This is a genomic window from Klebsiella sp. K-3 (genome assembly GCF_051207495.1).
Lineage (GTDB): Bacteria > Pseudomonadota > Gammaproteobacteria > Enterobacterales > Enterobacteriaceae > Klebsiella > Klebsiella aerogenes.
This window is the reverse complement of the sequence record NZ_JBPNXF010000011.1, coordinates 108,263-131,147: the sequence shown is the minus strand read 5'-3', so window position 1 is coordinate 131,147 and position 22,885 is coordinate 108,263. Positions and strand designations below refer to the sequence as shown.

Sequence of the window (22,885 nt, the reverse complement as noted above, 5' to 3'; positions counted from 1 at the left end):
GGTTATTGTTGGTTAAATGCTCACCTGCGAACAAACTATAGACAATCCGTTATGTAACTGAATGCGTTACATCACACTTCGAAAAAGTAAATAAAATGTTAAGTGGTGCGATTTGTCTGAGCTGAGCGGCGATAAGGCTTCCCGCCCAACGGCATGCCCTGCGCCAATGACGAAAATTTACCTTCTGGATAACCGCCGTTTGCGACATTGAAAACGGTTACACAAATTTATTCAGAATGTGGCTATCTTTATGGATTTTAGGGTTATCTGAGGAAGAGAAATTCAGACGCTTCCTCCTGTATCAAGGCAAAAAGAAGCGAAGACATTCGATGTGAGTTGGCTATAATACCGGGCACTTGTTTGCCAAACATTTTTAAAGGAAACAGACATGAGCTTACTCAACGTACCTGCGGGCAAAGAGCTGCCGGAAGACATCTACGTCGTTATCGAAATCCCAGCTAACGCAGACCCAATCAAATACGAAGTTGACAAAGAGAGCGGCGCGCTGTTTGTTGACCGTTTCATGTCCACTGCGATGTTCTATCCGTGCAACTACGGCTACATCAACCACACCCTGTCTCTGGACGGCGACCCGGTTGACGTGCTGGTCCCAACTCCGTACCCGCTGGAACCTGGTTCAGTTATCCGCTGCCGTCCGGTTGGCGTACTGAAAATGACCGACGAATCCGGTGAAGATGCCAAGCTGGTTGCGGTTCCGCACACCAAGCTGAGCAAAGAATACGATCACATCAAAGATGTGAACGACCTGCCGGAACTGCTGAAAGCCCAGATCACTCACTTCTTCGAGCACTACAAAGATCTGGAAAAAGGCAAGTGGGTTAAAGTCGACGGTTGGGACAACGCTGAAGCGGCTAAAGCTGAAATCGTTGCTTCCTTCGAGCGCGCTAAACAGAAGTAATTCTGTTTATCCAGCATAAAAAACACCGCCTCCGGGCGGTGTTTTTGTATGGGCCTGTTCTGGTTTCAGACGGCCAAAAAACAACGCCACCCGAAGGTGGCGTTGCCGTTTTCAATTACTGGTCTCTGTCCAACCAGTTTCCGCTCTCAATCTGCGCAAACCCCTCGACGGAGCGCTGGTAGACATACATCCACGCGCTGCCGTAAGGCGTTTGGATCAGATGGCGCGCGTATTCACCGCCCTTGGTGCGCAGCGCATCCAGCTCGGCCAGCGTCGATGCGTCGATACGATACACTTCACCATGTACTGTGCCCTCGCCCGGCACCGCGCCTGGATAGTGGCCCAGGCTGTACAGCTGATAATCGTCGACACTATGAGCGCCCAGCAACTGGGCGTTGGTCATCCAGTGGCTGTTGCCTTGTTTGCGTCGTAAACTGCCGTAAACAAATATTCGCATTGCTAAAACTCAAACTGATAGAGCAAATCGAGAGCCTGGTCTACGCCAGACACCGCTTCCATATATAGCTTAGGCATCAGGCGATAACGCAGAGTAAGCGTCGCCAAAGAGTCGAAGATGCCGACGCCGTATTTTACCTGAAGACCTGGCAGCACATAGCCGCTGACTACCACCTGGGAGGAGTCGCCTACCCCCTGGGTATCCAGCGCCAAATTGCTTACGCCAAACGTCTCGCCGATTTTACCCACAACCTGACCACTTTGTGCAACCCCCATTCCAATAAGCATTGAGGTCATCGCCGCACTATCGCTCTGTTCGCTGCCTAAACCCTGACCGCGTAACAGATAAGAAAGCGCTTCCTGCTGCGACATTGCCGGGTCGGAGAAGATCTCGGCCTTCGGCTGATCGGCAGAACCGGTGACGCGAACGCCGGCGATCACGTCGTCTTCGGTGGCTTCCGGGTTACGAATCGCTTCGATATTGAGCAGCGGCTGATCCGGCGGCCCGGAGAACAGCAGCTCGCCTTTACGCACGATCAGATCCTGACCATAAGCGTGGAAACGACCTTCCGGAATATTGATCTGGCCATTGAGCCCCAGCCCCTGCTTATCCTGCGCCACTTTCAGATCGCCGGTCAGACGCGCTTTCAGGCCGAAAGCGTCCAGACGCACGTTGTTGCCGACGTGAATCGTCAGGTTGCTGTTGATCGGAATACCGGCGCTCTGCGGCTTAATCGGCTTCAAATCTTTATCCAGCATCACCTCATCGGAAGAGACGCCCACCGCGCTCTCCGGCACCTCGTTCACCACAATACGCGCCCAAGGTACGTCAACGCGGCCATCGAGGTTAAACAGGCTTGGCGTGGCGGTAAACACCACGTCCGGAGAAACATCCAGGCGGACCATCGGCGGCACGGTAATGCGCACCCGGCTGCCCTTCGCCGCAATCTGCGCGCGCCAGTTGTCGATTTGCGTCCAGTCGGCGTTGCCGCTCAGCGCAATCTGCCCCTGTTTGGTATTCACCGTCCCCTGCAGGGTCGAACGCGTTCCATTGAAGTTCATCGCCAGCTGGCTCGGCTGCATATCAAACGGCATAAAGTTGCCGTCGATATCAACGCCGCTCAACTGCATCTGACCAAACAGTTGCGGGCTCTGTAAGTTGCCGCCCAGACGCAGACGGGCATTAAGCTTGCCTTCTGCTTTCTCGCCGCGAGCGAAGATCGGGTTAATCATCGCCAGCGAGAAGTTGCTAATGTTGACGTTGCCGCCCAGGTTACGCCGCCCCTGCGGGTCGGTCACCTCCACCTGGCCATCAAGCTGGCCGTTGTTGGTCAGGCGTATCAGCCAGCCCAACTGCGCCCGGTTGTTATGCAGGTCGGCGCTGAGGTTAAGCGTATCGAAAGCCACCGGCAGCGGTGCGTCGTTGACCGTCTGGGTGACTTTGACGTTGCGCCCGCTGAGGGTGACTTTGCCCTGCGGCAGCCCCTCTTTGGTGGTATCCCAGCTCACATCGGCGTTACCGCTAAACACGCCGCTTGCCTGGGTCGCCTCCGGCATAAACGGCTTCAGCATCGCCAGATCGAAACGGTTGAGATTGACCACCGCGCGCCCGCTGGCGCCGGCATCGATGGTCTGCGGTACGCACAGCTCGGCATTCGGGTTGCTCCAGCAATGTGGCCCGATGCTGATTTTCTGTTCCTGATTACGGTAATCCAGCGCAATGTTGCGCGTCAGCGCTACCGGCCCGACCGGCGTCTGGAAACGGGTATTGCTCAGGGTGCCCTTCCAGCGCTCCTCTTTACGATCGAAGCTGCCCGCCAGCGTCAACTGGCCCGACACCGGCTCGCCCTGTACGCGCAGCTGTAAATCATGCTGCTTCTCAGTCCCTTTGGCATTCAACTGCACCAGGCTGATGTTAACGCCCGGCTGGCTGATACGATCGACGCGTACGTCAAGATTACCGCCAATCTGGTCGCTGGATTTGACGTCGCCTTTGACGTTGACCTGAGCTACCGTCAGTTCCTGCCAGCGTAAAGCGCGAGCGGTGATATCCGCCAGCAGCTGCGGCGCATCGATGGTGCCGCGCACCTTCAGCAGACCTTTCGCCGTACCGCCGAGCCCCGGCAACGCGTTATCGAGATGCGGCGCATCGATGGTGGCGTCGAGATTGAGGTCTTTCACCCCCAGCTCGCCTTTCACATCGGCGCTGTTTGGGCCAAGCGCCAGATGCAGTCCAGGCACTTTCCACTGCATATAGCTGTTACCCTGCAGCGAGCCGTGGACATCCACTTTATTCTGTTTCACGTTGCCGGTAATTTTCAGCTCAGGAACCGCCATCTGCCAGCTGCTGCCATACAGGCTACCCTGGGTTTTGATAATCCCGTTCAGCTTCGACGGCCAGTCCGGCACCTCTTTGGCGGTATTAATGCCATCGAGGGTCAATTCGCCGCGCCAGCTGATCGCCTGCTGCCAGTCGAGCAACGCTTTCAGTTCGGTTTTCCCCTCCAGCGCCGCTACGGTCAGCTTATCCAGGTTCACCTGCTGTTCATTGCCTTTAGCATTAAGGGTAATTTTAGCCGGCGGCAGCGACTGTCCTTTCACCGCGGTACTAAACGCCATGGTGTAGTCGGTCATTTTGCCGCTGAATTTCAGATGCAGATCATCCGCCTGGAACTGTTTCTCGCCGGTAAACGGCCAGTACAGCTGCTTACTCTTCACTTCCATATTCAGCGGCAGACCGGCTTCCGCCAGCTGCGCTTCGGCGCGCAGGGTCATGGCCACCGAGCCGGCTAAATCAACGCCGACCTGCAGTTTTTTACGCAGCTCGCCGCCTACTTTCAGCTTCACCTTCTCGCCTTTCAGCGGGTCGATGTTCAGCGTGCTGTCGAGAGTAATATCGACCGGCCAGTTATCCTGCAGTTGCGCGGTGCCGGAAGCGGTAACCTTGCCCTGGTCGGAATCGACGTCCAGCGCATCAAGTTTCATCTGCCCGTCGATGCTGCTGACCTTCAGCAGCAGGTTGTAGACGGTCATATCGGTATCGCCGGTCAGGCGCAGCTGTTCGCCGCGGAACTCCTGAATATTAAGATTCAGCGGCAGATGCACATCGACCATTTCCGGCAGCACCGGCTGCGAGAACAGATCTTTCATCGTCTCGCCGAGAGGCTTCTCTTCCGGTTTCGGATGGTCAATTTTCGGCTCCACAACCTGCTCCTGCGCCACTTTCGCCACCTTCGGCAGGGCGATGAGTAACCCCTGCAGCGAGGTCGGCGTCAGTGTCAGGTTTTTCTCCTGCCAGTTCAGGCCGGTGGAGAAATCGCGCAGCGAAACGGCGGTGTCGTCGATTTTGACATTGACGTTATGCAGCGCCACGCGGCTGAGGGTAATGGGGTATGGCGTCGAGAGGTTCAGCGGGCCGGAATCTTCTTCCTCTACCGGCGCCGAAGGCGGCATCTTTTTGGTATCGATAGCGACGTAGATATCACGCAGCGAGATATCGTTAACGCACAGACTGCTATCCCACAGGCAGCGCAGCTTGACGCCGAGATGGAACTGGCCGGCCGTCACCGCTACGCCCGGCTGTTCGAAGCGTACGTTCTGTAAGGTCAGGTCACGCCAGCCGCCGGTAACCTTGCCGATCTCCAGCCCCGGCACCCAGCGGTCCGCCGCTTTCAGTACCAGATGCAAACCGGTAGTAGTGCCGACTAAAAAGCCGACCGCGCCAATCAGCAACACTAAAAAGAGTAATACGCCGAGGCTTATCTTCTTCCATAAATTCATAATTCAGGCCCCAGACCGATATAAAACTGTAAACCGTGTTCTTCTTTGTCGCCGATAGGTCTGGCGATATCCAGCTTGATCGGCCCGACCGGCGATTGCCAGCGCACGCCGACGCCCGCGCCGGTTTTAAAATCGCTTTTACGGATGTCGCTCACCGCTTCGCCGCTGTCAATAAACATCGCCCCCCACCATTTTCCGGTGACGTTGTATTGATACTCCAGCGAGCCTGTCGCCAGCTTTGACGCACCGATCAGCTTGCCGTCGTCATCTTTCGGCGAGATCGACTTGTATTTATAACCACGAATGCTGCGGTCGCCACCGGCGAAGAAACGCAGATCCGGCGGGACTTTGCTGAAGTCATCGGCTTCAATCCAGCCGAGGTTGCCGCGCACCACGAAGCGGTGGCGGTCATAGAGGGTGCGGATCCACACGTCCTGCGCCTGCATGACGATAAAGTTAATGTCCGAGCCCCACATGGTGTTGGAGTAGTCCACCGAATAGCGCTGGGAATCGCCCCAGGTCGGCATCAGGCCGCCGCGGGAGCGGGTGCGGTTTACCGAGACGCCGGGATAAAGCAGCATAGTGGTATTGGTGACGTTAGCCTGGGTAAAGTGGTCCAGACTCCAGCGCAGGTTAATCGCGCGCTGCCAGCCGCTCGACATCTCCCAATAGCGCGACAGCGCCAGGGTGGTGGAATCGGCCTTGGTATCGTTAAGGTCGGTACGCTTAAAACCGCCCTGCATCAGGTAATACTGCTCAAGCGGGCTTTTTAATAGCGGGACTTTATAGCTGAAATCGAGCTGCTGTTCCGGCGCGGAGAGGCTAACGCTGGAGGTCAGGCTGTGGCCGTAGGAGTTCATCCACGGCTTTTTCCACGTTGCTTTCACGCGCGGCCCGACGTCTGTCGAATAGCCGACCCCGGTTTCCACGGTGTTCTCTTTGCGTGGCGAAACGACGCCCTGCAGAGGCAGCACCTTGGTTTTACGTGATTTATCAAACTGCGGCGCGACGACCACCGAGTTAAACCAGCCGGTCGCCGCCAGGCGGCGGTTCAGCTCCGCCAAATCCTGCGAGGTGTAATAATCACCCTGTTTAAAGGGCACCAGGTTTTGCAGGTACTCTTCGCGGATCTGCGAACCGGTAAAGCTTACCGGGCCAAAGCGGTAGCGCTCGCCGCTGTTGTAGTCAATGTCCCAGAAAGCCTGATGGCGATCGAGCGACACGCCGAGCTGGCTTTTATTGAACTCGCTATCGAAATAGCCTTTGCGCAGCGCCACCTTGGTGAGCGAGCTTTTGAAGCCGTCATAATCACTGTGATTGAGCACCGTGCCAATTGCCGGACGCGTTTTCAGCAGATCCAGGTAATCGCGGTCGGTGCGCGCGCCGCCGCGCAGGATCACCTCGGTGCCGCCAATGCGCACCGGCTCGCCGGGAGTCACTTTGGCAATCAGCACCTGACGCCCTTTTTTGGGCGGCGGACGCAGATCGAAATCGATGGTGGGTTCATAGTAACCCAGCGCTTTCAGGCCCTCGCGGATGGCGTCATCGACGCGCGCGCGAAAACGACGATCCGGCGTGACCTCATCGCTCTGGATCGTGGATAGTTGGGCGCGGACGTTTTTTTCCAGTTCCCCGGATAACCCCTCAACTTGCAAACGCACATTCGCTGCGCTGGCGACCCCGCTGACCAGCAAAAGGCTGGTAACGCATATCTGGCGGATTTGTTGCACGTGTTCTCCTGAATATCCTTGTTTCCCCCCGAAGGAAACGCAAGTGCCGCTCCACGGCTTAACAAAACCCTAACAACTAAGGGTTGAAAAAGTGACGGTAACCCAAATAATTCTTATGTTTAAATTTAGACGTATTGAGCGTGTTTATTGTCTAAAAAGATACGCGACGTTACAACCTTAACCACAAATTGCGAGGCCAACCGTGAGTCTATTTGATAAAACGCATCTTGTCGCCCAGGCGGATGCGCTGCCGGGGCGCAACACGCCGATGCCGGTAGCAACACTCCACGCCGTTAACGGCCACTCAATGACCAACGTTCCTGAAGGAATGGAGGTAGCGCTGTTCGCGATGGGCTGCTTCTGGGGCGTCGAGCGTCTGTTCTGGCAATTGCCGGGGGTCTACAGCACCGCGGCGGGCTATACCGGCGGCTACACGCCAAACCCTACCTATCGTGAAGTGTGCAGCGGCGATACCGGGCATGCGGAAGCGGTGCGCGTGGTATATGACCCGCAGGTCATCAGCTATGAACAACTGCTGCAGGTTTTCTGGGAGAACCACGATCCAGCGCAAGGGATGCAGCAGGGTAACGACCACGGCACGCAGTACCGTTCGGCTATCTACCCGCTGACGCCGGAACAGCTTGAAGCGGCGCAGGCCAGCATGCTGCGTTACCAGGCAGCGATGCGCGACGCCAACGATACCCGCGAGATCACCACTGAAATCGCCACGGCAAAACCGTTCTACTATGCCGAGGACGATCATCAGCAGTACCTGCACAAAAATCCGTACGGCTACTGCGGTATCGGCGGGATTGGCGTTTGCCTCCCTCCGCAGGCGTAATCCTGTAGAAGAGGCCGCTGGCGAGAATAATTATCGCTCTGGTGGCTTTACAGACATTTACGCTATACTACGCTGTGTCATAGCCGGTCCAGCGCCTTCGGACCGGTTTTTTATGTATTCCACATTAAAAGAGTTATCCACTTCCCTTCCGAGGATCTGGCCTCAACGGTCAGAAAAGATATGTTAAACAGTATTTTAGTAATACTTTTCCTTATTGCCGTCAGTGCATTTTTTTCGATCTCTGAAATCTCACTGGCCGCATCACGTAAAATCAAACTCAAATTGCTGGCTGATGAAGGCAATGTGAATGCGCAGCGCGTTCTCAAAATGCAGGAAAACCCTGGCACCTTCTTCACCGTCGTGCAGATCGGCCTCAACGCCGTGGCCATTCTGGGTGGTATCGTCGGCGATGCCGCATTTTCACCCGCGTTTCACAGCGTATTGAGCCGCTACATGTCGCCGGAGCTTTCCGAGCAGCTGAGCTTTATTTTCTCTTTCACCCTGGTCACCAGCTTGTTCATCCTGTTTGCTGACCTGACGCCGAAACGCATCGGTATGATTGCGCCAGAAGCCGTGGCTTTGCGCATCATCAACCCGATGCGCTTCTGTTTACTGGTCTTCCGCCCGCTGGTGTGGCTGTTTAACGGCATGGCGAACAACATCTTCCGCTTGTTTAAAATCCCGATGGTGCGTAAAGACGACATCACCTCCGATGATATCTACGCGGTGGTGGAAGCCGGCGCGCTGGCCGGGGTGCTGCGTAAACAGGAACACGAATTAATTGAAAACGTCTTTGAGCTGGAATCCCGTACCGTCCCCTCTTCGATGACGCCGCGCGAAAACGTGATTTGGTTCGATTTACACGAAGACGAGCAGAGCCTGAAGAATAAAGTGGCGGAACATCCGCACTCCAAGTTCCTGGTATGTAACGAGGATATCGATCACATCATCGGCTACGTCGATTCAAAAGACCTGCTGAACCGCGTGCTGGCAAATCAGAGCCTGGTGTTAACCGGCGGCGTGCAGATCCGCAATACGCTGATCGTGCCGGATACCCTGACGCTCTCTGAAGCGCTGGAAAGCTTTAAAACCGCCGGCGAAGACTTCGCGGTGATCATGAACGAATACGCGCTGGTGGTGGGGATTATCACTCTCAACGACGTCATGACCACCCTGATGGGCGACCTGGTCGGCCAGGGGCTGGAAGAGCAAATCGTCGCCCGCGATGAGAACTCATGGTTAATTGACGGCGGGACGCCGATCGACGACGTAATGCGCGTGCTGGATATCGATGAATTCCCGCAGTCCGATAATTACGAGACCATCGGCGGCTTTATGATGTTCATGCTGCGTAAGATCCCGAAACGCACCGATGCGGTGAAGTTCTCTGGCTACAAGTTTGAAGTGGTGGATATCGATAACTACCGTATCGACCAACTACTGGTTACCCGTATCGACAACAAACCAACGGTGCTGGTACCGAAACTGCCTGATATCGAAGAAGCGGCGAAGAAAGAAAAAGGCGCGGCGTAAGCGGCCCTGAAAACATCAACGGCTCCCATCGGGAGCCGTTTTTTTTCGTGCCGTCATACCACGTTATGCGGTCTCAGTTTGCAGACGCATAACCTGACGATTGACTTCGGACATCACTGAGAAATGCAGCTTGTCCTTAACCTTCGGGATAAGGATTTTGCCCTTATCAAATTCAAAAGCGCCAACGTCCTTGATGTACAACCGTCCACGAAACAGGATCTTCACGTACTTCGCCACTTGCAGCGGATTGTAGCGTTGGAAAATTTTCATTGTTGTCTCCTGCCAGGGTTACGCTCCTGCGGTGCCACAGTTAGCCCACGTATCGGGAGCGCAAATTTTAATGCCCTAAAACTATAGTCCAGATTTCCGAAGTCACCCAGTCTGTAGAAGTTTTTTTACCCTTTGATGACAATAATTCAGAATTTTCGTTTCAGGCATACGTAGTTGTTAGTATAAGTTTCCGTTTTTTATTGAATGTGTGCGTTGGCACGCAAACTGGCATCACGCTTGCGGGTAATGGCGACAATTCGCACTTATCATTAAACAAGACCAAGTGGTCGGATCACCTGCATATAAAAAAGGATATCTCATGACCCTACGTAAGTTGCTGGCGGTTTCCGCCCTCCTGTTTCCGTTAATGGCTTCGGCGCATAATTTTGTCGACGGTCAACGCGTCGCGCCGGTAGGCATCGCCGATCGCGGAGAACTGATACTGAATAACGATAAGTTTAGCTACAAAAACTGGAATAGCTCGCAGCTGGCGGGAAAAGTGCGCGTCATCCAGCATATTGCCGGGCGCACCTCGGCAAAAGAGAAAAATGCCAATCTGATTGAGGCGATTAAGGCGGCTGGCCTGCCGCACGACCGCTACCAGACCACCACCATCGTCAATACCGACGACGCGATCCCCGGCTCCGGGATGTTCGTGCGCAGCAGCATCGAGAGCAACAAGCAGCTCTATCCGTGGTCGCAGTTTATCGTCGACAGCAACGGTCTCGCGCGCAAAGCCTGGCAGCTCGATGAAGGCAGTTCGGCAATTGTGGTGTTAGATAAAGACGGGCGTGTTCAGTGGGCAAAAGACGGCGCGCTGACCCAGCAAGAGGTGCAGCAGGTCGTCGACCTGCTGCATAAGCTGCTTAATAAATAGAGACCCGGAAGCCGGGGTTGAGGAAGGATTCACGCGGCGTGTAGTCAAGAGTTTTGCCTTGCCAGTCGTGAACATGCGCCCCGGCGGCGACCGCGACCGCATGACCGGCAGCGGTATCCCAGGTGCTGGTCGGCCCGAAGCGCGGATAGAGCTGCGCCTGGCCTTCCGCCACCAGGCAGAATTTCAGCGACGAACCGATTGAGGTGGTCTGGTGCTCGCCCAGTTGCTCCAGATACTCCTGCAGCTCCGGGTCATTACCATGGGAGCGGCTAATCACCACCAGCGGCGGGCGAGCATCGCGAACCTGAATCTGCTTGCGCACGCCGCACTCTTCTTTCCACGCCTTGCCATTTTGCGCGCTGTACATCACTTTCATCACCGGTGCGTACACCACGCCCAGCGTCGGTTTGCCGTTTTCAATCAGCGCGATATTAACGGTGAATTCGCCATTGCGCTTGATAAATTCTTTGGTGCCGTCCAGCGGGTCGACCAGCCAGTAGCGCTGCCAGTGCTGCCGCACTTCCCACGCCGGCGGATCTTCTTCCGACAGGATGGGGATTTTGGCATCCAGCGCCAGCAGGCCGCTGACAATGACTTTATGCGCGGCGATATCCGCCGCGGTAACGGGAGAATCATCCTTTTTGCTGCTCACATCCATCGGCTGGTTCCCATCGTAGACATCCATGATGGCATCGCCCGCGGTCCGTGCAAGCTGACATACTTGTTCTAACATTCTCCACCTCTTCTGGTTACAGTGGCGTTAACTCGTTGTTTTATTTATATCGCATCATCACCAGTTCCGCTATCTGTGATAACACTAGCGGTTTCCATTCACGCTTTTCTGGCAGAATTCACAATTCTGTAAGCAACAGAATGTAAATACATTTTCTTTTGTGCCATTGCTCATAAAAAAGGACGCCTCTGATGATTAAGTTTAGCGCAACGCTGCTGGCCACGCTGGTGGCGGCCAGCGTCAACGCGGCGACGGTCGACCTGCGGATCATGGAAACCACCGATCTGCACAGCAATATGATGGATTTCGATTACTACAAAGATGCCGCGACGGAAAAATTCGGCCTGGTCAGAACCGCCAGCCTGATTGAACAAGCTCGTGCGGAAGCGAAAAACAGCGTGCTGGTGGATAACGGCGATGTTATTCAGGGTAGCCCACTGGGCGACTATATGGCAGCAAAAGGACTCAAAGAGGGGGATGTGCACCCGGTTTATAAGGCGATGAACACCCTGAATTACGCCGTCGGCAACCTGGGCAACCATGAATTTAACTATGGCCTCGACTTCCTGCATAAAGCGCTAGCCGGGGCGAAGTTCCCTTACGTTAATGCCAATATTATTGATGTAAAAACCGGGAAACCGATGTTTACGCCATACCTGATTCAGGATACCCAGGTTCAGGATAGCGATGGTCAGCCCCATACCCTGCGCATCGGCTACATCGGTTTTGTGCCGCCGCAGATCATGACCTGGGATAAAGCCAACCTCAACGGCAAGGTGAAGGTCAACGACATCACCGAAACCGCGCGCAAGTACGTGCCGGAGATGCGCGCGAAAGGCGCTGATGTGGTCGTGGTGGTCGCGCATTCGGGGCTCTCCGCCGATCCGTATCAGGCAATGGCGGAAAACTCGGTCTACTACTTAAGCCAGGTACCCGGCGTTGACGCCATCATGTTCGGCCACGCCCACGCGGTGTTCCCCGGTAAAGACTTCGCCACCATTAAAGGCGCGGATATCGCCAAAGGTACGCTGAACGGGATCCCGGCGGTGATGCCGGGAATGTGGGGCGATCATCTCGGGGTGGTCGATTTAGTGCTGAATAACGATAGCGGTAAATGGCAAGTGGCTCAGGCCAAAGCCGAAGCGCGACCTATTTACGACGCGGTAGCGAAAAAGTCGCTGGCGGCGGAAGATAGTAAAATGGTGGCGGTGCTGAAAGCCGATCACGACGCCACACGCGAATTCGTCAGCAAGCCTATCGGCAAGTCCGCCGACAACATGTACAGCTACCTGGCGCTGGTGCAGGACGACCCGACGGTGCAGGTGGTCAACATGGCGCAAAAGGCCTATGTCAAGCACTACATCCAGGGCGATCCAGATCTGGCTAAACTGCCGGTACTCTCCGCCGCCGCGCCGTTTAAAGTAGGCGGGCGTAAAAACGATCCGGCAAGCTTTGTCGAAGTGGAAAAAGGCCAGCTCACCTTCCGTAACGCCGCCGACCTCTATCTCTACCCGAACACGCTGGTGGTGATGAAGGTAAGCGGTAAAGAGGTCAAGGAGTGGCTCGAATGCTCCGCCGGGCAGTTTAACCAGATTGACCCCGCCAGCAGCAAACCACAGTCGCTGATTAACTGGGACGGGTTCCGCACCTATAACTTCGACGTGATTGACGGCGTAAATTACCAGATCGACGTGAGTCAACCGGCGCGCTACGACGGCGAGTGCCAGATGATTCACCCGCAGTCAGAACGCATTAAAGACCTGACCTTTAACGGTAAGCCTATCGATCCGCAGGCCACCTTCCTCGTCGCCACCAATAACTATCGCGCCTACGGCGGCAAATTCGCCGGTACCGGCGACGACCATATCGCTTTTGCCTCCCCGGACGAAAACCGTTCGGTGCTGGCGGCGTGGATTGGCGCGCAGTCGAAGAAGGATGGTGCGATCCATCCGGCGGCGGATAACAACTGGCGTCTGGCGCCGATTCACAGCAAAACGCCGCTGGATATTCGCTTTGAGACCTCGCCTGGCGACAAAGCCGCGGCGTTTATCAAAGAGAAAGCACAGTATCCGATGCGGCAGGTAGCGACCGATGATATCGGCTTCGCTATTTATCAGCTGGATTTGAGTCAATAATGCCTGCTCCCCGGTGGCGCTGCGCTTACCGGGGCTACAAAGCGGAGCTGGCTGGTAGCCCGGAATAAGGCGCCGGCCGCTTACCGGGGCTACAAAGCGGAGCTGGCTGGTAGCCCGGATCAGGCGCCGGCCGCTATCCGGGGTTACAGGGAGTGATACTTTTTCACTCCCCGTGGTTAGCCAGCACCGCGGGGAGATTCAGCTCGATCCAGTCCGCCAGCGCCGCCACCTTCTCGCTCACCTGCAGACCGAGCGGCGTCAGGCTATATTCAACATGCGGCGGCACCACCGGATACGAGACGCGGTCGATAAAGCCATCCAGTTCCAGCGCCTGTAAGGATTGCGCCAGCATTTTTTCGCTTACGCCACCCATTTTGCGCCGCAGATCGCTAAAGCGGTGAGTCCCCTCGCGAAGCGCCACCAGAATCAACACGCCCCAGCGGCTGGTCACGTGTTTTAGCACATCACGCGACGGGCACTGTTCAGCAAACAGATCCCCGTTGCGCAGTTTGTCGCTCAGCGTCGGTTCGGCCATTTTATACTTACCTTTTTGTACGTACTTACTAAAAGTTAGTTAAGGTGTTAGCTTACCACAACTGCCAATGAACACGAAGGAGAAGAACTATGATCGCGATTACCGGCGCCACCGGCCAGCTTGGCCAGCACGTACTGCATGATCTGTTAAAAACCGTCCCCGCCAGCCAGATTGTGGCGATTGTCCGCAACCCAGCGAAAGCGCAAGCGCTCAGCCAGCAGGGCGTGATTGTGCGCCAGGCCGAATACGGCGATGAAGCCGCGCTTACCGCCGCGCTGCAGGGGGTTGATAAACTGCTATTAATCTCCTCAAGCGAAGTCGGCCAGCGTGCCGTCCAGCACCGTAACGTCATCAACGCCGCCAAAGCCGCTGGGGTGAAATTTATCGCCTATACCAGCCTGCTGCACGCCGATACCTCACCGCTGGGCCTGGCCGGTGAACATATCGAAACCGAACAAATGCTGGCTGATTCCGGTATTCCTTACGCGCTGCTGCGCAACGGCTGGTATACCGAAAACTATCTGGCCAGCGCGCCGCCGGCGCTGGAACACGGCGTGTTTATTGGCGCCGCCGGGGAGGGTAAAATCGCCTCCGCCACCCGTGCCGATTATGCCGCCGCCGCCGCCCACGTTATCGCCGGCGAGGGCCATGCCGGGAAAGTTTACGAACTGGCGGGAGACAACGCCTGGACTCTGAGCGAACTGGCTGCCGAGCTGAGCAAGCAAAGCGGGAAAAATGTGGTTTATCAGAACCTCAGCGAAGCCGATTTCGCCGCCGCGTTGAAGAACGTCGGCCTGCCGGCCGGGCTTGCCGATATGCTGGCGGATTCCGATACCGGTGCGTCGAAAGGCGGACTGTTTGACGACAGCCGCACCCTGAGCAAACTGATTGGCCGCCCGACCACGTCGCTTGCCGATAGCGTAAAAGGCATCATCTAACCAATCCCTGTCAGTTTTTGCGGTTGCGTCCCGGCGCTTCATCTCTAATATTGAAGGGATGAATCGTCGGGAGACACGGCATGCAGGGCGTACCACCACAATTTAGCGATGAAAAAGACCGCGCGCGCTTTCGCCATCTCGAACAACTTCCCGGCGTAGAGCTCTATCACGCCCATATTTCTCGTTATGCCTTTGAACCGCATACCCACGAAGCCTTCGGCATCGGCGTGATTGAACAAGGCGCCGAACGCTTTCGCTATCGCGGTAGTCAGCACGTCGCTTCAGCCAATTCCATCGTCACCATGAATCCGGATGAGCTCCATACCGGCGAGGCGGAAACCGCCGAAGGCTGGCGCTACCGGATGATTTATCTGGAGCCGGATCGGCTGGAAGCCTTCACCGGCGTTCGCCACTGGTGGTTCAGTGAGGTCGTGCGCCAGGAGCCGCAGCGCGCCCGGCAAATCGGCCAACTGATTTACGGCCTGTGGCACGCTGACGATCCGCTGGCGCAGCAAGGGATGCTGCTCGACCTGGTTGATACCTTTCGCCCGCTGGCTCACCATGCGCCAATGGCGCCGGAAGCGGCGCACCGCTTCGATCGGGTACGCGACTACCTGCACGATAACTATATGCGCGCCGTCAGCCTTGATGAACTGGCGCAGGTGGCAGCGCTCAGCCCCTATCACTTCCAGCGCCAGTTTAAAGCCCACTTTCACGTTACCCCGCACCAGATGCTGATGGCGATTCGCCTGTGGCGCGCCAAGGCGTTTCTGACCCACGGCATGCCCGCCGCCGAAGTGGCCATCGCCGCCGGATTAACCGACCAGTCACATTTAACCCGCGCCTTCACCCGTCGCTACGGCATCACGCCGGTGCGTTATCAAAAACAGGTCGCCGGGCGCTAAAGCGCAATCTCATACAATATTCTTACCCTCGCGCCCTCCTACACTTGGCGCAAGCAAACTGAAGATGGATGTCATCATGATTAGCGGCGTGTTGTATGCCCTGCTGGCGGGGTTAATGTGGGGGCTGATTTTCGTCGGCCCGTTGCTGGTGCCGGAATATCCCGCGGTGCTGCAGTCGATGGGGCGCTATCTGGCGCTGGGACTTATCGCCCTGCCGCTGGCATGGCTCGGCCGCGCGCGTCTGCGGCAGCTGAACGGCAAGGATTGGTGGACCGCGCTGGCGCTGACCATGATGGGGAACCTGATCTATTACTTCTGTCTTGCCAGCGCCATTCAGCGCACCGGCGCGCCGGTCTCGACAATGATTATCGGCACCCTGCCGGTAGTATTGCCGGTGTGCGCCAACCTGCTGTATAGCCAGCGCGATGGCAAGCTACCGTGGCGGCGGCTATTTCCGGCGCTAATCTGTATTGCGCTGGGGCTGGTGTGCGTCAACGTGGCGGAGCTGCAGCACGGGCTTCCTGATTTCAGCCCGTGGCGCTATGGTTCGGGCATTGTTCTCGCGCTGATCGCCGTCGTCTGCTGGGCGTGGTACGCCCTGCGCAACGCCCGCTGGCTGCGTGAAAACCCGGATAAGCCGCCGATGATGTGGGCCACCGCGCAGGCGTTGGTCACCCTGCCGGTATCGCTGGTCGGTTATATTGCCGCCTGCGGATGGCTGCAGGGCCAGCATAGCGACTTCCCGCTCCCCTTCGGCCCGCGCCCGGCGGTGTTCATCGTCCTGATGCTGGCGATCGCCGTGCTCTGCTCGTGGGTCGGCGCACTGTGCTGGAACATTGCCAGCCAGCGCCTGCCGACGGTGATCCTCGGGCCGCTGATCGTCTTCGAGACGCTGGCCGGTCTGCTGTACACCTTCCTGCTACGCCAGAGTCTGCCTCCGCTGCTGACGCTGAGCGGGATCCTGCTGCTGGTGCTCGGTGTGGTGTCGGCGGTTCGCGCCCGCCCGGAAAAACCGGTTCTGCAGGAACTGCGCGTCGAGCCAAAAAAATAGCCTGGTATCCTAAAGGGGTATTCCCATGGATTAAAGATGCATTTAATATACATCTTATATTCTTGATGACGAGGTAACTGCTATGGCTTTCCGTGACCAACCTTTAGGCGAGCTGGCGCTGAGTATCCCGCGCGCCTCCGCGCTGTTCCGTAAATACGATATGGATTACTGCTGCGGCGGCAAACAAACCCTGGAGCGCGCGGCGGCGCGCAAAACGCTGGACGTCGCGGCGATTGAAGCCGAACTGGCAAAACTGGCCGAGCAGCCGATCGAGCGCGACTGGCGCGCCGCGCCGTTCACCGACATCATCGACCACATCATCGTTCGCTATCATGATCGTCACCGTGAACAGCTGCCGGAACTGATCCTGCAGGCAACCAAGGTTGAACGCGTCCACGCCGATAAACCGAACGTGCCAAAAGGGCTAACTAAATACCTGACCATGCTGCACCAGGAGCTCTCCAGCCACATGATGAAAGAAGAGCAGATTCTGTTCCCGATGATCAAACAGGGGATGGGAACCCAGGCCGGTGGTCCTATCAGCGTGATGGAAAGCGAGCACGACGAGGCGGGCGAACTGTTGGAAGTCATCAAGCACATCACCCATAACGTGACACCGCCGCCGGAAGCCTGCACCACCTGGAAAGCGATGTACAACGGCATTAACGAAATGATTGACGACCTGATGGAGCACATCAGTCTGGAAAATAACGTGCTGTTCCCGCGTGCCCTCGCCGGAAAACCATAAAAAAAGGCGCCCGCAGGCGCCCTCTCGACATTGTCAGTTTATTGGCCACTCCGGGTGGCCTTTTTTATTTCGCCAGACGTTTTTTACCGGCAAACAGCCAGCCTGCGCCCAGCAGAACAAACCACAGCGGGGTGACCATCAGCGCCTCGCGGGTATCATCTTCCAGCGTCAACAGCACCAGTACGAAGACGAAGAAGGCCATGCACACCCAGCACATCACTTTACCCAGCGGCATCTTATAGATGGACTTCTCGTGCAGCTGCGGACGCTTTTTACGATAGACCAGGTAAGAGCAGAGGATAATGGTCCAGACGAACATGAACAGAATTGCCGACACCGTGGTGATCATGGTGAACGCGGCAATCACGCTCGGGTTGACCATCAACATCACCACGCCGCCCAGCAGGCACATGCAGGAGAAGGTTAAGCCCTTCGCCGGCACCGCACGTTTAGACAGCTTGGCGAACATTTTCGGCGCCTGACCTTCCTGCGCCAGACCGAACAGCATACGGCTGGTGGAGAACACTCCGCTGTTAGCGGAAGAGGCGGCGGAAGTCAGTACCACGAAGTTGATCAGGCTGGCGGCAGCCGGCAGTCCGACCAGAACAAACAGTTCAACGAACGGGCTCTTGCTCGGCACGACGGAGCTCCACGGTGTCACCGACATAATCACAATCAGCGCGAAGACGTAGAACATAATGATACGCAGCGGGATGGAGTTGATCGCCCGCGGCAGCGATTTTTCCGGGTCCTTGGTTTCCGCCGCGGTGGTACCCACCAGCTCAATCCCCACGAAGGCGAATACCGCTATCTGGAAACCGGCAAAGAAGCCGCTGAGGCCTTTCGGGAACCAGCCGCCGTCATTCCACAGATGCGCGAATGAGGCTTCAACGCCGGTCGGCGATTTAAAGTGCATCATCACCATCACCAGGCCGACCACGATCAGCGCCACGATGGCGACGATTTTGATCATCGCGAACCAGAACTCCATTTCGCCAAACATCTTCACGGTAGCGAGGTTCAGGCCCAGCAGCAGCAGGATAACCGCCAGCGAAGCGACCCAGTCAGAAAGTCCGGGGAACCAGAACTGCGCGTAGGCGGTGATGGCGACAACGTCCGCCATCCCGGTGACCACCCAGCAGAACCAGTAGGTCCAGCCGGTAAAATACCCCGCCCACGGCCCTAACAGGTCGGAGGCGAAATCACTGAATGATTTATATTCGAGGTTTGACAGCAGCAATTCGCCCATCGCGCGCATGACGAAGAACAGCATAAAACCGATGATCATATAAACAAAAATAATGGATGGCCCGGCGAGACTGATGGTCTTGCCAGACCCCATAAACAGCCCGGTGCCGATCGCCCCGCCGATAGCAATAAGCTGAATATGCCGGTTAGTGAGATTTCGCCGTAGCGATTGTTCAGTCGTCTCCTGCTCGTCGGCAACGACTTTGACCTGATCTACCATGTGATTTTCTTCCTGTTGTACCTGTCTGTGTTGTTCAGGCTCTGTTGGCCTGTCATTTGTCGCAACCCTGGCAAGAGGGTTTATCGATATTAGGTAAGAATCGGAGGGATGAATACTATGATTTAGATATAATGTTAATTTTATGTTTAAAGTGAGTGTTATATCACCAATGTAACGCGAAACAGCTCACAAAAATACACTCAACGAACTTATATGCAATACAAAATTCCAATAAATTTATAACTTAAGGATTTTGCACTATTTTTATTGGCTCCCTCCCCCTGACAGGAGAGGAAGCCCCTGGTGCTTATATAATGTCCAGCAGCTCAACTTCGAAGATGAGGGTGCTGAATGGCGGGATAGAAGCACCCGCGCCGCGCTCGCCGTAAGCCAGGTTGTGCGGAATGGTCAGCTCCCATTTGGAACCCACCGGCATCAGGGTCAGCGCTTCGATCCAGCCGCCGATCACGCCGGTCACCGGGAATTCAGCCGGTTCGCCGCGGGCCACGGAACTATCAAATACGGTACCGTCGATAAGTTTGCCGGTGTAGTGAACGCGTACACGGTCGGTGCGCGCCGGGATCGGGCCTTCGCCCTGCGTCAAGACGCGGAACTGCAGGCCGGATTCAGTGCTGTTCACGCCTTCTTTTTCACGGTTTTCATCGAGGTATTTCTGGCCATCAGCGGCCATCGCCTGGAAGCGCTCGCGACGCACGGCGTCAGCGCGTTCATGGATTTCACGCAGCGCACGGTGTACCGCTTCAACCGGCACCTGTGGCTGATTACCTTCCAGCGCATCGGCAATGCCGGCAACCAGCGCTTCCGGCAGCAGCCCCTGCAGGCCGGATTCGCTCAGTTGTTGTCCAACCTGCAAGCCGATACCGTAACTTGCCTGCGCTTCGATAGTGTCAAAAGTCGGGGTTGCCATCTTTGTTCCTTTTTTGGGTGATAAACATCTGGAGAAAAGCGTTCGAAAGCATAACAGCCATAGAGGAATGGGTAAAACTTTGTCGGTGGATGATGACAAATCTCAGCGAAACAGAAACAATAGGCGATATCAGGTTAACCTCTACCTTCAGGACGTTAGCCGTCTATACTTATAAGCAGGATAAAAATATGCGGAGCAGGAGGAAAGCCATGCCCGGGCGCTTTGAACTGACATCTACCCTGGCGAAGATCTGGCACGCCCCGGATCAACTTCGTCTTATGGATCCGCTACCGCCCATGCATCGCCGCGGCATCATTGCCGGCTTCCTGCTGGTCATTATTGGTTTCCTGCTCCCTTCCGGCGATAACAGCACGCCAACTCAGGCCAGCCGCGAAGCCAGTCTCGATCTACAGTCCCAGTCTCAGCCGCAAGGTTCAGGCAATCAGGCCGTGCCGCTTCCGCCAATCACCAATACGCCGACGGTCAGCGATGCCGACCAGGTTGCGCCTGTGGCGCCTGAAGCTATTCAGGATGAACAGCCGGACCAGCCGCAGACGCAAACCTCATCCTCTTCTCAGCCGTACCAGCAGCCTGCGCAGCAGCAGTCTGCTCCGGGCATTGAACAGCAATGGCGCACCTACCGGATTGAATCCGGTAAAACGCTGGCGCAGCTGTTCCGCGACCACGGTCTGCCAGCCACTGACGTCTACGCCATGGCGCAGGTCGAAGGCGCCGGCAAACCATTAAGCACCTTGCCGAGTGGACAGACGGTGCAAATTCGCCAGAACGCCAACGGCGTGGTCACCGGCCTCACTATTGATACCGGCAACGGCCAGCAGGTGCTGTTCACCCGCCAGTCGAACGGCAGCTTCGTGCGCGCGCGATAAACGCTTCGCTTAGGCCGGGTTGTACTCCCGGCCTAACGCGCCTGGCTTTTGTTCACCCAGCGGATCCCTACACACACCAGCACCAGCGCGATCGCGTACTTCCACTCAAAGATATTCTCGCCAAGAAAGATCGCTGACAGCACCGTTCCGGCCACCGGGATAACAAAATTAAACGGCGCAATCATACTGACGCGGTTGTGCTTGAGCAGCACGCTCCATAGCGCAAAAGCTATCGACGACAGCAGAGTTAAATAGCCAAGGATCATCGCTGCGGTCAGGCTGTGCATCCGTAGCTCCCCGCCGGTCAAATACCCGCCCGCTACCAGCACCAGACCGCCGAAGGCCAATTGCCAGCCGGTCATCACCGTTGGGTCGACGGTTTGCGAGATGCGTTTGCCGTAGAGCGTCGCCGCCGAGAGGATGAACGCAGCCAGCACAACAAAGCCATCGCCCTGCCAGACAAAATTAAAATCGCCCAATGAGGTGTTGAAGTTCACCAACATCACGCCAATAAAGCCAAGCACGCAGCCGATCGTCTTGTTATAGCTGAGCCGGTCATTCTGGTAGATAAAATGCGCCAGCAGAACGCTGAAGAACGTTCCGGTGGCATTCATGATCGATCCCTTTACCCCGGTGGTAAATGCCAGGCCGACGTAGAAGAAGGCGTACTGGATAGCGGTCTGCGTTAGCCCCAGCATCGCCAGCTGCCCGCACTGGCGGCCATTGAGTCGGGCGATAGGTTTGCGCTGCGCCAGCGCAAACAGCAGCAACAATAAGCCCGCAAAGAGGAAGCGATAGCCGGCAAAAACAATTTTTGAGGGGACATCATCGGTGGCGATGTGCAGAAGCTCATAGCCGTTTTTAATCGCCGGATAAGAACTGCCCCACAGCAGACAGCATAGCGTCGCGCAGACATAAGCTACTTTTTTATTAGCAAAAATCGAGGGGGTCGGAGAGGAAGCGTCCATTAACTTTACCGGAAATAAAATCGTGTTTTATTTTATCATCCAGAAAGTGGCGAGAATAGCTACCATACCAGATAAAAATCAGGCAGGCGCTAAAAAGCAAAACGCCGGCACAAGGCCGGCGCATCGACGTGAGTTGAGTAAAAAATTACTCAGCTACAACGTTAACAACCAGTTTAGCGAAGACTTCGCTGTGAACCTGGAAGTCTACTTCGTGCTCACCGGTGGTGCGCAGAACGCCGTTCGGCAGGCGAACTTCGCTCTTCGCAACGGCAACGCCAGCTGCAGAAACAGCGTCAGCGATGTCGCGAGTACCGATGGAACCGAACAGTTTACCTTCGTCGCCAGATTTGGACGCGATGGTAACGGTGCCCAGTGCGTTGATTGCTTCAGCACGTGCGTTAGCAGCGGCCAGAACGTCAGCCAGTTTGGCTTCCAGTTCAGCGCGGCGCGCTTCGAAGAACTCAACGTTTTTCTTGGTAGCTGGAACAGCTTTACCCTGTGGTACCAGGAAGTTACGAGCATAGCCCGCTTTAACGTTTACCTGATCACCCAGGCTACCCAGGTTTGCTACTTTATCAAGCAGAATAACTTGCATTACCTTATCCTCTCAAAGTCGTATTAATGGACCGTGACCGATTACTGATGACGATCAGTGTACGGCAGCAGGGACAGGTAGCGTGCGCGTTTGATAGCGCGAGCCAGCTGACGCTGATATTTTGCACGGGTACCGGTGATACGGCTTGGGACAATCTTACCGCTTTCGGTGATGTAGTTTTTCAGCGTAGCGATATCTTTATAGTCGATCTCTTGAACGCCTTCCGCGGTGAAACGGCAGAACTTGCGACGACGGAAATAACGTGCCATATGGCTAGTCTCCAGAATCTATCAATTCAATCTGCTCGGCATGCAGAACCATTTTACTCAAGCCGTTCTTTGCCTTATGGCAACTAATGAACCCTTGAACGGTGACTGCGCTACCGACCGTTATACTGTGAGTAATGGCCTGGTTCTCGTGTCCGCTAATAATAACGGGCATTTGGCACCACGCCTGCCGGTGAAAACCGGCTTCCTCCTGCACAGAACGATGCTCAAGCACGAACTGGCAATGAGGAATTCCTGACGGGCTGACCTTTCGAAGGGGCATCCTGCACACGGTGCCGGACAACACCAGACGGTTGGTCAT

22 protein-coding genes are annotated in these 22,885 nt (G+C 56.0%); 10 read left to right on the top strand and 12 right to left on the bottom strand.

The window, feature by feature from the left end; all coding sequences use genetic code 11:
- Positions 1-388: 388 nt before the first annotated feature.
- Positions 389-919: an inorganic diphosphatase gene (gene ppa / locus ACSEMK_RS19025; protein ID WP_087858319.1), complete on the top strand. Its 531-nt coding sequence runs from the start codon at positions 389-391 to the stop codon at positions 917-919.
- Between the two features lie 115 nt (positions 920-1,034).
- Here ppa and ACSEMK_RS19020 read toward each other — a convergent pair whose 3' ends face one another.
- From ACSEMK_RS19020 to tamA, 3 genes are read right to left on the bottom strand one after another with little or no spacing between them, the layout of a single operon-like run.
- On the bottom strand, positions 1,035-1,376 hold the full coding sequence (locus tag ACSEMK_RS19020) for a gamma-glutamylcyclotransferase family protein (RefSeq protein WP_015704194.1): 342 nt from the start codon (positions 1,374-1,376) through the stop codon (positions 1,035-1,037).
- A 2-nt stretch (positions 1,377-1,378) separates the two neighbouring features.
- Positions 1,379-5,155: an autotransporter assembly complex protein TamB gene (gene tamB / locus ACSEMK_RS19015; protein WP_430915334.1), complete on the bottom strand. Its 3,777-nt coding sequence runs from the start codon at positions 5,153-5,155 to the stop codon at positions 1,379-1,381.
- Complete coding sequence (gene tamA / locus ACSEMK_RS19010) at positions 5,152-6,885, bottom strand: autotransporter assembly complex protein TamA (RefSeq protein WP_063443878.1); 1,734 nt, start codon at positions 6,883-6,885, stop codon at positions 5,152-5,154. The genes tamB and tamA overlap by 4 nt, the downstream gene beginning before the upstream one ends.
- A gap of 202 nt (positions 6,886-7,087) precedes the next feature.
- Between tamA and msrA the strand changes: the two genes are divergently transcribed.
- Together msrA and ACSEMK_RS19000 are read left to right on the top strand one after the other, a co-directional pair.
- Complete coding sequence (gene msrA, locus ACSEMK_RS19005; protein ID WP_015368592.1) at positions 7,088-7,726, top strand: peptide-methionine (S)-S-oxide reductase MsrA; 639 nt, start codon at positions 7,088-7,090, stop codon at positions 7,724-7,726.
- Between the two features lie 180 nt (positions 7,727-7,906).
- Entirely contained in the window at positions 7,907-9,259 is a 1,353-nt protein-coding gene (locus ACSEMK_RS19000; protein ID WP_015368593.1) for a hemolysin family protein, read from the top strand.
- Positions 9,260-9,322: 63 nt separating this feature from the next.
- Here the strand turns inward: ACSEMK_RS19000 and ACSEMK_RS18995 are convergent, their stop codons facing one another.
- The gene (locus ACSEMK_RS18995) at positions 9,323-9,529 is read right to left on the bottom strand and encodes a DUF1107 domain-containing protein (RefSeq protein WP_015368594.1); all 207 of its coding nucleotides are present in this window, start codon (positions 9,527-9,529) and stop codon (positions 9,323-9,325) included.
- A gap of 319 nt (positions 9,530-9,848) precedes the next feature.
- Here ACSEMK_RS18995 and ACSEMK_RS18990 point away from each other — a divergent pair, with 319 nt between their 5' ends.
- Positions 9,849-10,406, top strand: coding sequence for a YtfJ family protein (locus ACSEMK_RS18990; protein WP_113374757.1), 558 nt, complete (start codon positions 9,849-9,851; stop codon positions 10,404-10,406).
- Here the strand turns inward: ACSEMK_RS18990 and cysQ are convergent.
- Positions 10,396-11,139, bottom strand: coding sequence for a 3'(2'),5'-bisphosphate nucleotidase CysQ (gene cysQ / locus ACSEMK_RS18985; RefSeq protein WP_430915335.1), 744 nt, complete (start codon positions 11,137-11,139; stop codon positions 10,396-10,398). The two genes, ACSEMK_RS18990 and cysQ, sit on opposite strands and share 11 nt — an antisense overlap.
- 191 nt (positions 11,140-11,330) lie before the next feature.
- Between cysQ and ACSEMK_RS18980 the strand changes: the two genes are divergently transcribed.
- A complete protein-coding gene (locus ACSEMK_RS18980) occupies positions 11,331-13,274 on the top strand; it encodes a bifunctional 2',3'-cyclic-nucleotide 2'-phosphodiesterase/3'-nucleotidase (protein ID WP_430915336.1) in 1,944 nt (647 codons plus the stop codon).
- Between the two features lie 163 nt (positions 13,275-13,437).
- Here the strand turns inward: ACSEMK_RS18980 and ACSEMK_RS18975 are convergent, their stop codons facing one another.
- Positions 13,438-13,809, bottom strand: a complete 372-nt coding sequence (locus ACSEMK_RS18975; RefSeq protein WP_087858307.1) for a winged helix-turn-helix transcriptional regulator — start codon at positions 13,807-13,809, stop codon at positions 13,438-13,440.
- A gap of 89 nt (positions 13,810-13,898) precedes the next feature.
- On the opposite strand from ACSEMK_RS18975, the gene ACSEMK_RS18970 reads away from it, so the two are divergent.
- From ACSEMK_RS18970 to ytfE, 4 genes are all read left to right on the top strand, one after another.
- Positions 13,899-14,747, top strand: coding sequence for an SDR family oxidoreductase (locus tag ACSEMK_RS18970; RefSeq protein ID WP_045386747.1), 849 nt, complete (start codon positions 13,899-13,901; stop codon positions 14,745-14,747).
- An 80-nt stretch (positions 14,748-14,827) separates the two neighbouring features.
- Positions 14,828-15,652 carry an AraC family transcriptional regulator gene (locus tag ACSEMK_RS18965; protein ID WP_020079805.1) on the top strand — a complete coding sequence of 275 codons (825 nt, stop codon included), beginning with the start codon at positions 14,828-14,830 and terminating at the stop codon, positions 15,650-15,652.
- 76 nt (positions 15,653-15,728) lie between these two features.
- Positions 15,729-16,703, top strand: coding sequence for a DMT family transporter (locus tag ACSEMK_RS18960; RefSeq protein ID WP_162750236.1), 975 nt, complete (start codon positions 15,729-15,731; stop codon positions 16,701-16,703).
- Between the two features lie 82 nt (positions 16,704-16,785).
- A complete protein-coding gene (gene ytfE / locus ACSEMK_RS18955; RefSeq protein ID WP_087858305.1) occupies positions 16,786-17,451 on the top strand; it encodes an iron-sulfur cluster repair protein YtfE in 666 nt (221 codons plus the stop codon).
- Positions 17,452-17,515: 64 nt separating this feature from the next.
- Here ytfE and cycA read toward each other — a convergent pair whose 3' ends face one another.
- Together cycA and fklB are read right to left on the bottom strand one after the other, a co-directional pair.
- Positions 17,516-18,919 (bottom strand): D-serine/D-alanine/glycine transporter, encoded by a 1,404-nt coding sequence (gene cycA / locus ACSEMK_RS18950; protein ID WP_015368603.1) that lies wholly within the window; start codon positions 18,917-18,919, stop codon positions 17,516-17,518.
- A gap of 307 nt (positions 18,920-19,226) precedes the next feature.
- Entirely contained in the window at positions 19,227-19,847 is a 621-nt protein-coding gene (fklB, locus tag ACSEMK_RS18945; protein ID WP_002886687.1) for an FKBP-type peptidyl-prolyl cis-trans isomerase, read from the bottom strand.
- A gap of 209 nt (positions 19,848-20,056) precedes the next feature.
- Between fklB and ACSEMK_RS18940 the strand changes: the two genes are divergently transcribed.
- Positions 20,057-20,734: a LysM-like peptidoglycan-binding domain-containing protein gene (locus ACSEMK_RS18940; RefSeq protein ID WP_430915337.1), complete on the top strand. Its 678-nt coding sequence runs from the start codon at positions 20,057-20,059 to the stop codon at positions 20,732-20,734.
- Between the two features lie 32 nt (positions 20,735-20,766).
- Here ACSEMK_RS18940 and ACSEMK_RS18935 read toward each other — a convergent pair whose 3' ends face one another.
- The 4 genes from ACSEMK_RS18935 to priB all read right to left on the bottom strand — a co-directional run bounded on the left by ACSEMK_RS18935 (position 20,767) and on the right by priB (position 22,885).
- Positions 20,767-21,702 carry a DMT family transporter gene (locus ACSEMK_RS18935; protein WP_430915338.1) on the bottom strand — a complete coding sequence of 312 codons (936 nt, stop codon included), beginning with the start codon at positions 21,700-21,702 and terminating at the stop codon, positions 20,767-20,769.
- 145 nt (positions 21,703-21,847) lie between these two features.
- Entirely contained in the window at positions 21,848-22,297 is a 450-nt protein-coding gene (rplI, locus tag ACSEMK_RS18930; RefSeq protein ID WP_015368607.1) for a 50S ribosomal protein L9, read from the bottom strand.
- 41 nt (positions 22,298-22,338) lie between these two features.
- The gene (rpsR, locus tag ACSEMK_RS18925) at positions 22,339-22,566 is read right to left on the bottom strand and encodes a 30S ribosomal protein S18 (RefSeq protein ID WP_000135199.1); all 228 of its coding nucleotides are present in this window, start codon (positions 22,564-22,566) and stop codon (positions 22,339-22,341) included.
- Between the two features lie 4 nt (positions 22,567-22,570).
- Entirely contained in the window at positions 22,571-22,885 is a 315-nt protein-coding gene (gene priB / locus ACSEMK_RS18920) for a primosomal replication protein N (protein WP_015704181.1), read from the bottom strand.

Coding starts and splice junctions, on each gene's coding strand:
- ACSEMK_RS18995 (WP_015368594.1), bottom strand. CDS start 9,529: ATGAAAATTTTCCAACGCTACAATCCGCTGCAAGTGGCGAAGTACGTG.
- fklB (WP_002886687.1), bottom strand. CDS start 19,847: ATGGCAACCCCGACTTTTGACACTATCGAAGCGCAGGCAAGTTACGGT.
- ppa (WP_087858319.1), top strand. CDS start 389: ATGAGCTTACTCAACGTACCTGCGGGCAAAGAGCTGCCGGAAGACATC.
- cycA (WP_015368603.1), bottom strand. CDS start 18,919: ATGGTAGATCAGGTCAAAGTCGTTGCCGACGAGCAGGAGACGACTGAA.
- ACSEMK_RS18975 (WP_087858307.1), bottom strand. CDS start 13,809: ATGGCCGAACCGACGCTGAGCGACAAACTGCGCAACGGGGATCTGTTT.
- ytfE (WP_087858305.1), top strand. CDS start 16,786: ATGGCTTTCCGTGACCAACCTTTAGGCGAGCTGGCGCTGAGTATCCCG.
- ACSEMK_RS18965 (WP_020079805.1), top strand. CDS start 14,828: ATGCAGGGCGTACCACCACAATTTAGCGATGAAAAAGACCGCGCGCGC.
- ACSEMK_RS19020 (WP_015704194.1), bottom strand. CDS start 1,376: ATGCGAATATTTGTTTACGGCAGTTTACGACGCAAACAAGGCAACAGC.
- tamB (WP_430915334.1), bottom strand. CDS start 5,155: ATGAATTTATGGAAGAAGATAAGCCTCGGCGTATTACTCTTTTTAGTG.
- cysQ (WP_430915335.1), bottom strand. CDS start 11,139: ATGTTAGAACAAGTATGTCAGCTTGCACGGACCGCGGGCGATGCCATC.
- ACSEMK_RS19000 (WP_015368593.1), top strand. CDS start 7,907: ATGTTAAACAGTATTTTAGTAATACTTTTCCTTATTGCCGTCAGTGCA.
- rplI (WP_015368607.1), bottom strand. CDS start 22,297: ATGCAAGTTATTCTGCTTGATAAAGTAGCAAACCTGGGTAGCCTGGGT.
- rpsR (WP_000135199.1), bottom strand. CDS start 22,566: ATGGCACGTTATTTCCGTCGTCGCAAGTTCTGCCGTTTCACCGCGGAA.
- ACSEMK_RS18970 (WP_045386747.1), top strand. CDS start 13,899: ATGATCGCGATTACCGGCGCCACCGGCCAGCTTGGCCAGCACGTACTG.
- ACSEMK_RS18960 (WP_162750236.1), top strand. CDS start 15,729: ATGATTAGCGGCGTGTTGTATGCCCTGCTGGCGGGGTTAATGTGGGGG.
- ACSEMK_RS18940 (WP_430915337.1), top strand. CDS start 20,057: ATGCCCGGGCGCTTTGAACTGACATCTACCCTGGCGAAGATCTGGCAC.
- ACSEMK_RS18935 (WP_430915338.1), bottom strand. CDS start 21,702: ATGGACGCTTCCTCTCCGACCCCCTCGATTTTTGCTAATAAAAAAGTA.
- ACSEMK_RS18980 (WP_430915336.1), top strand. CDS start 11,331: ATGATTAAGTTTAGCGCAACGCTGCTGGCCACGCTGGTGGCGGCCAGC.
- priB (WP_015704181.1), bottom strand. CDS start 22,885: ATGACCAACCGTCTGGTGTTGTCCGGCACCGTGTGCAGGATGCCCCTT.
- ACSEMK_RS18990 (WP_113374757.1), top strand. CDS start 9,849: ATGACCCTACGTAAGTTGCTGGCGGTTTCCGCCCTCCTGTTTCCGTTA.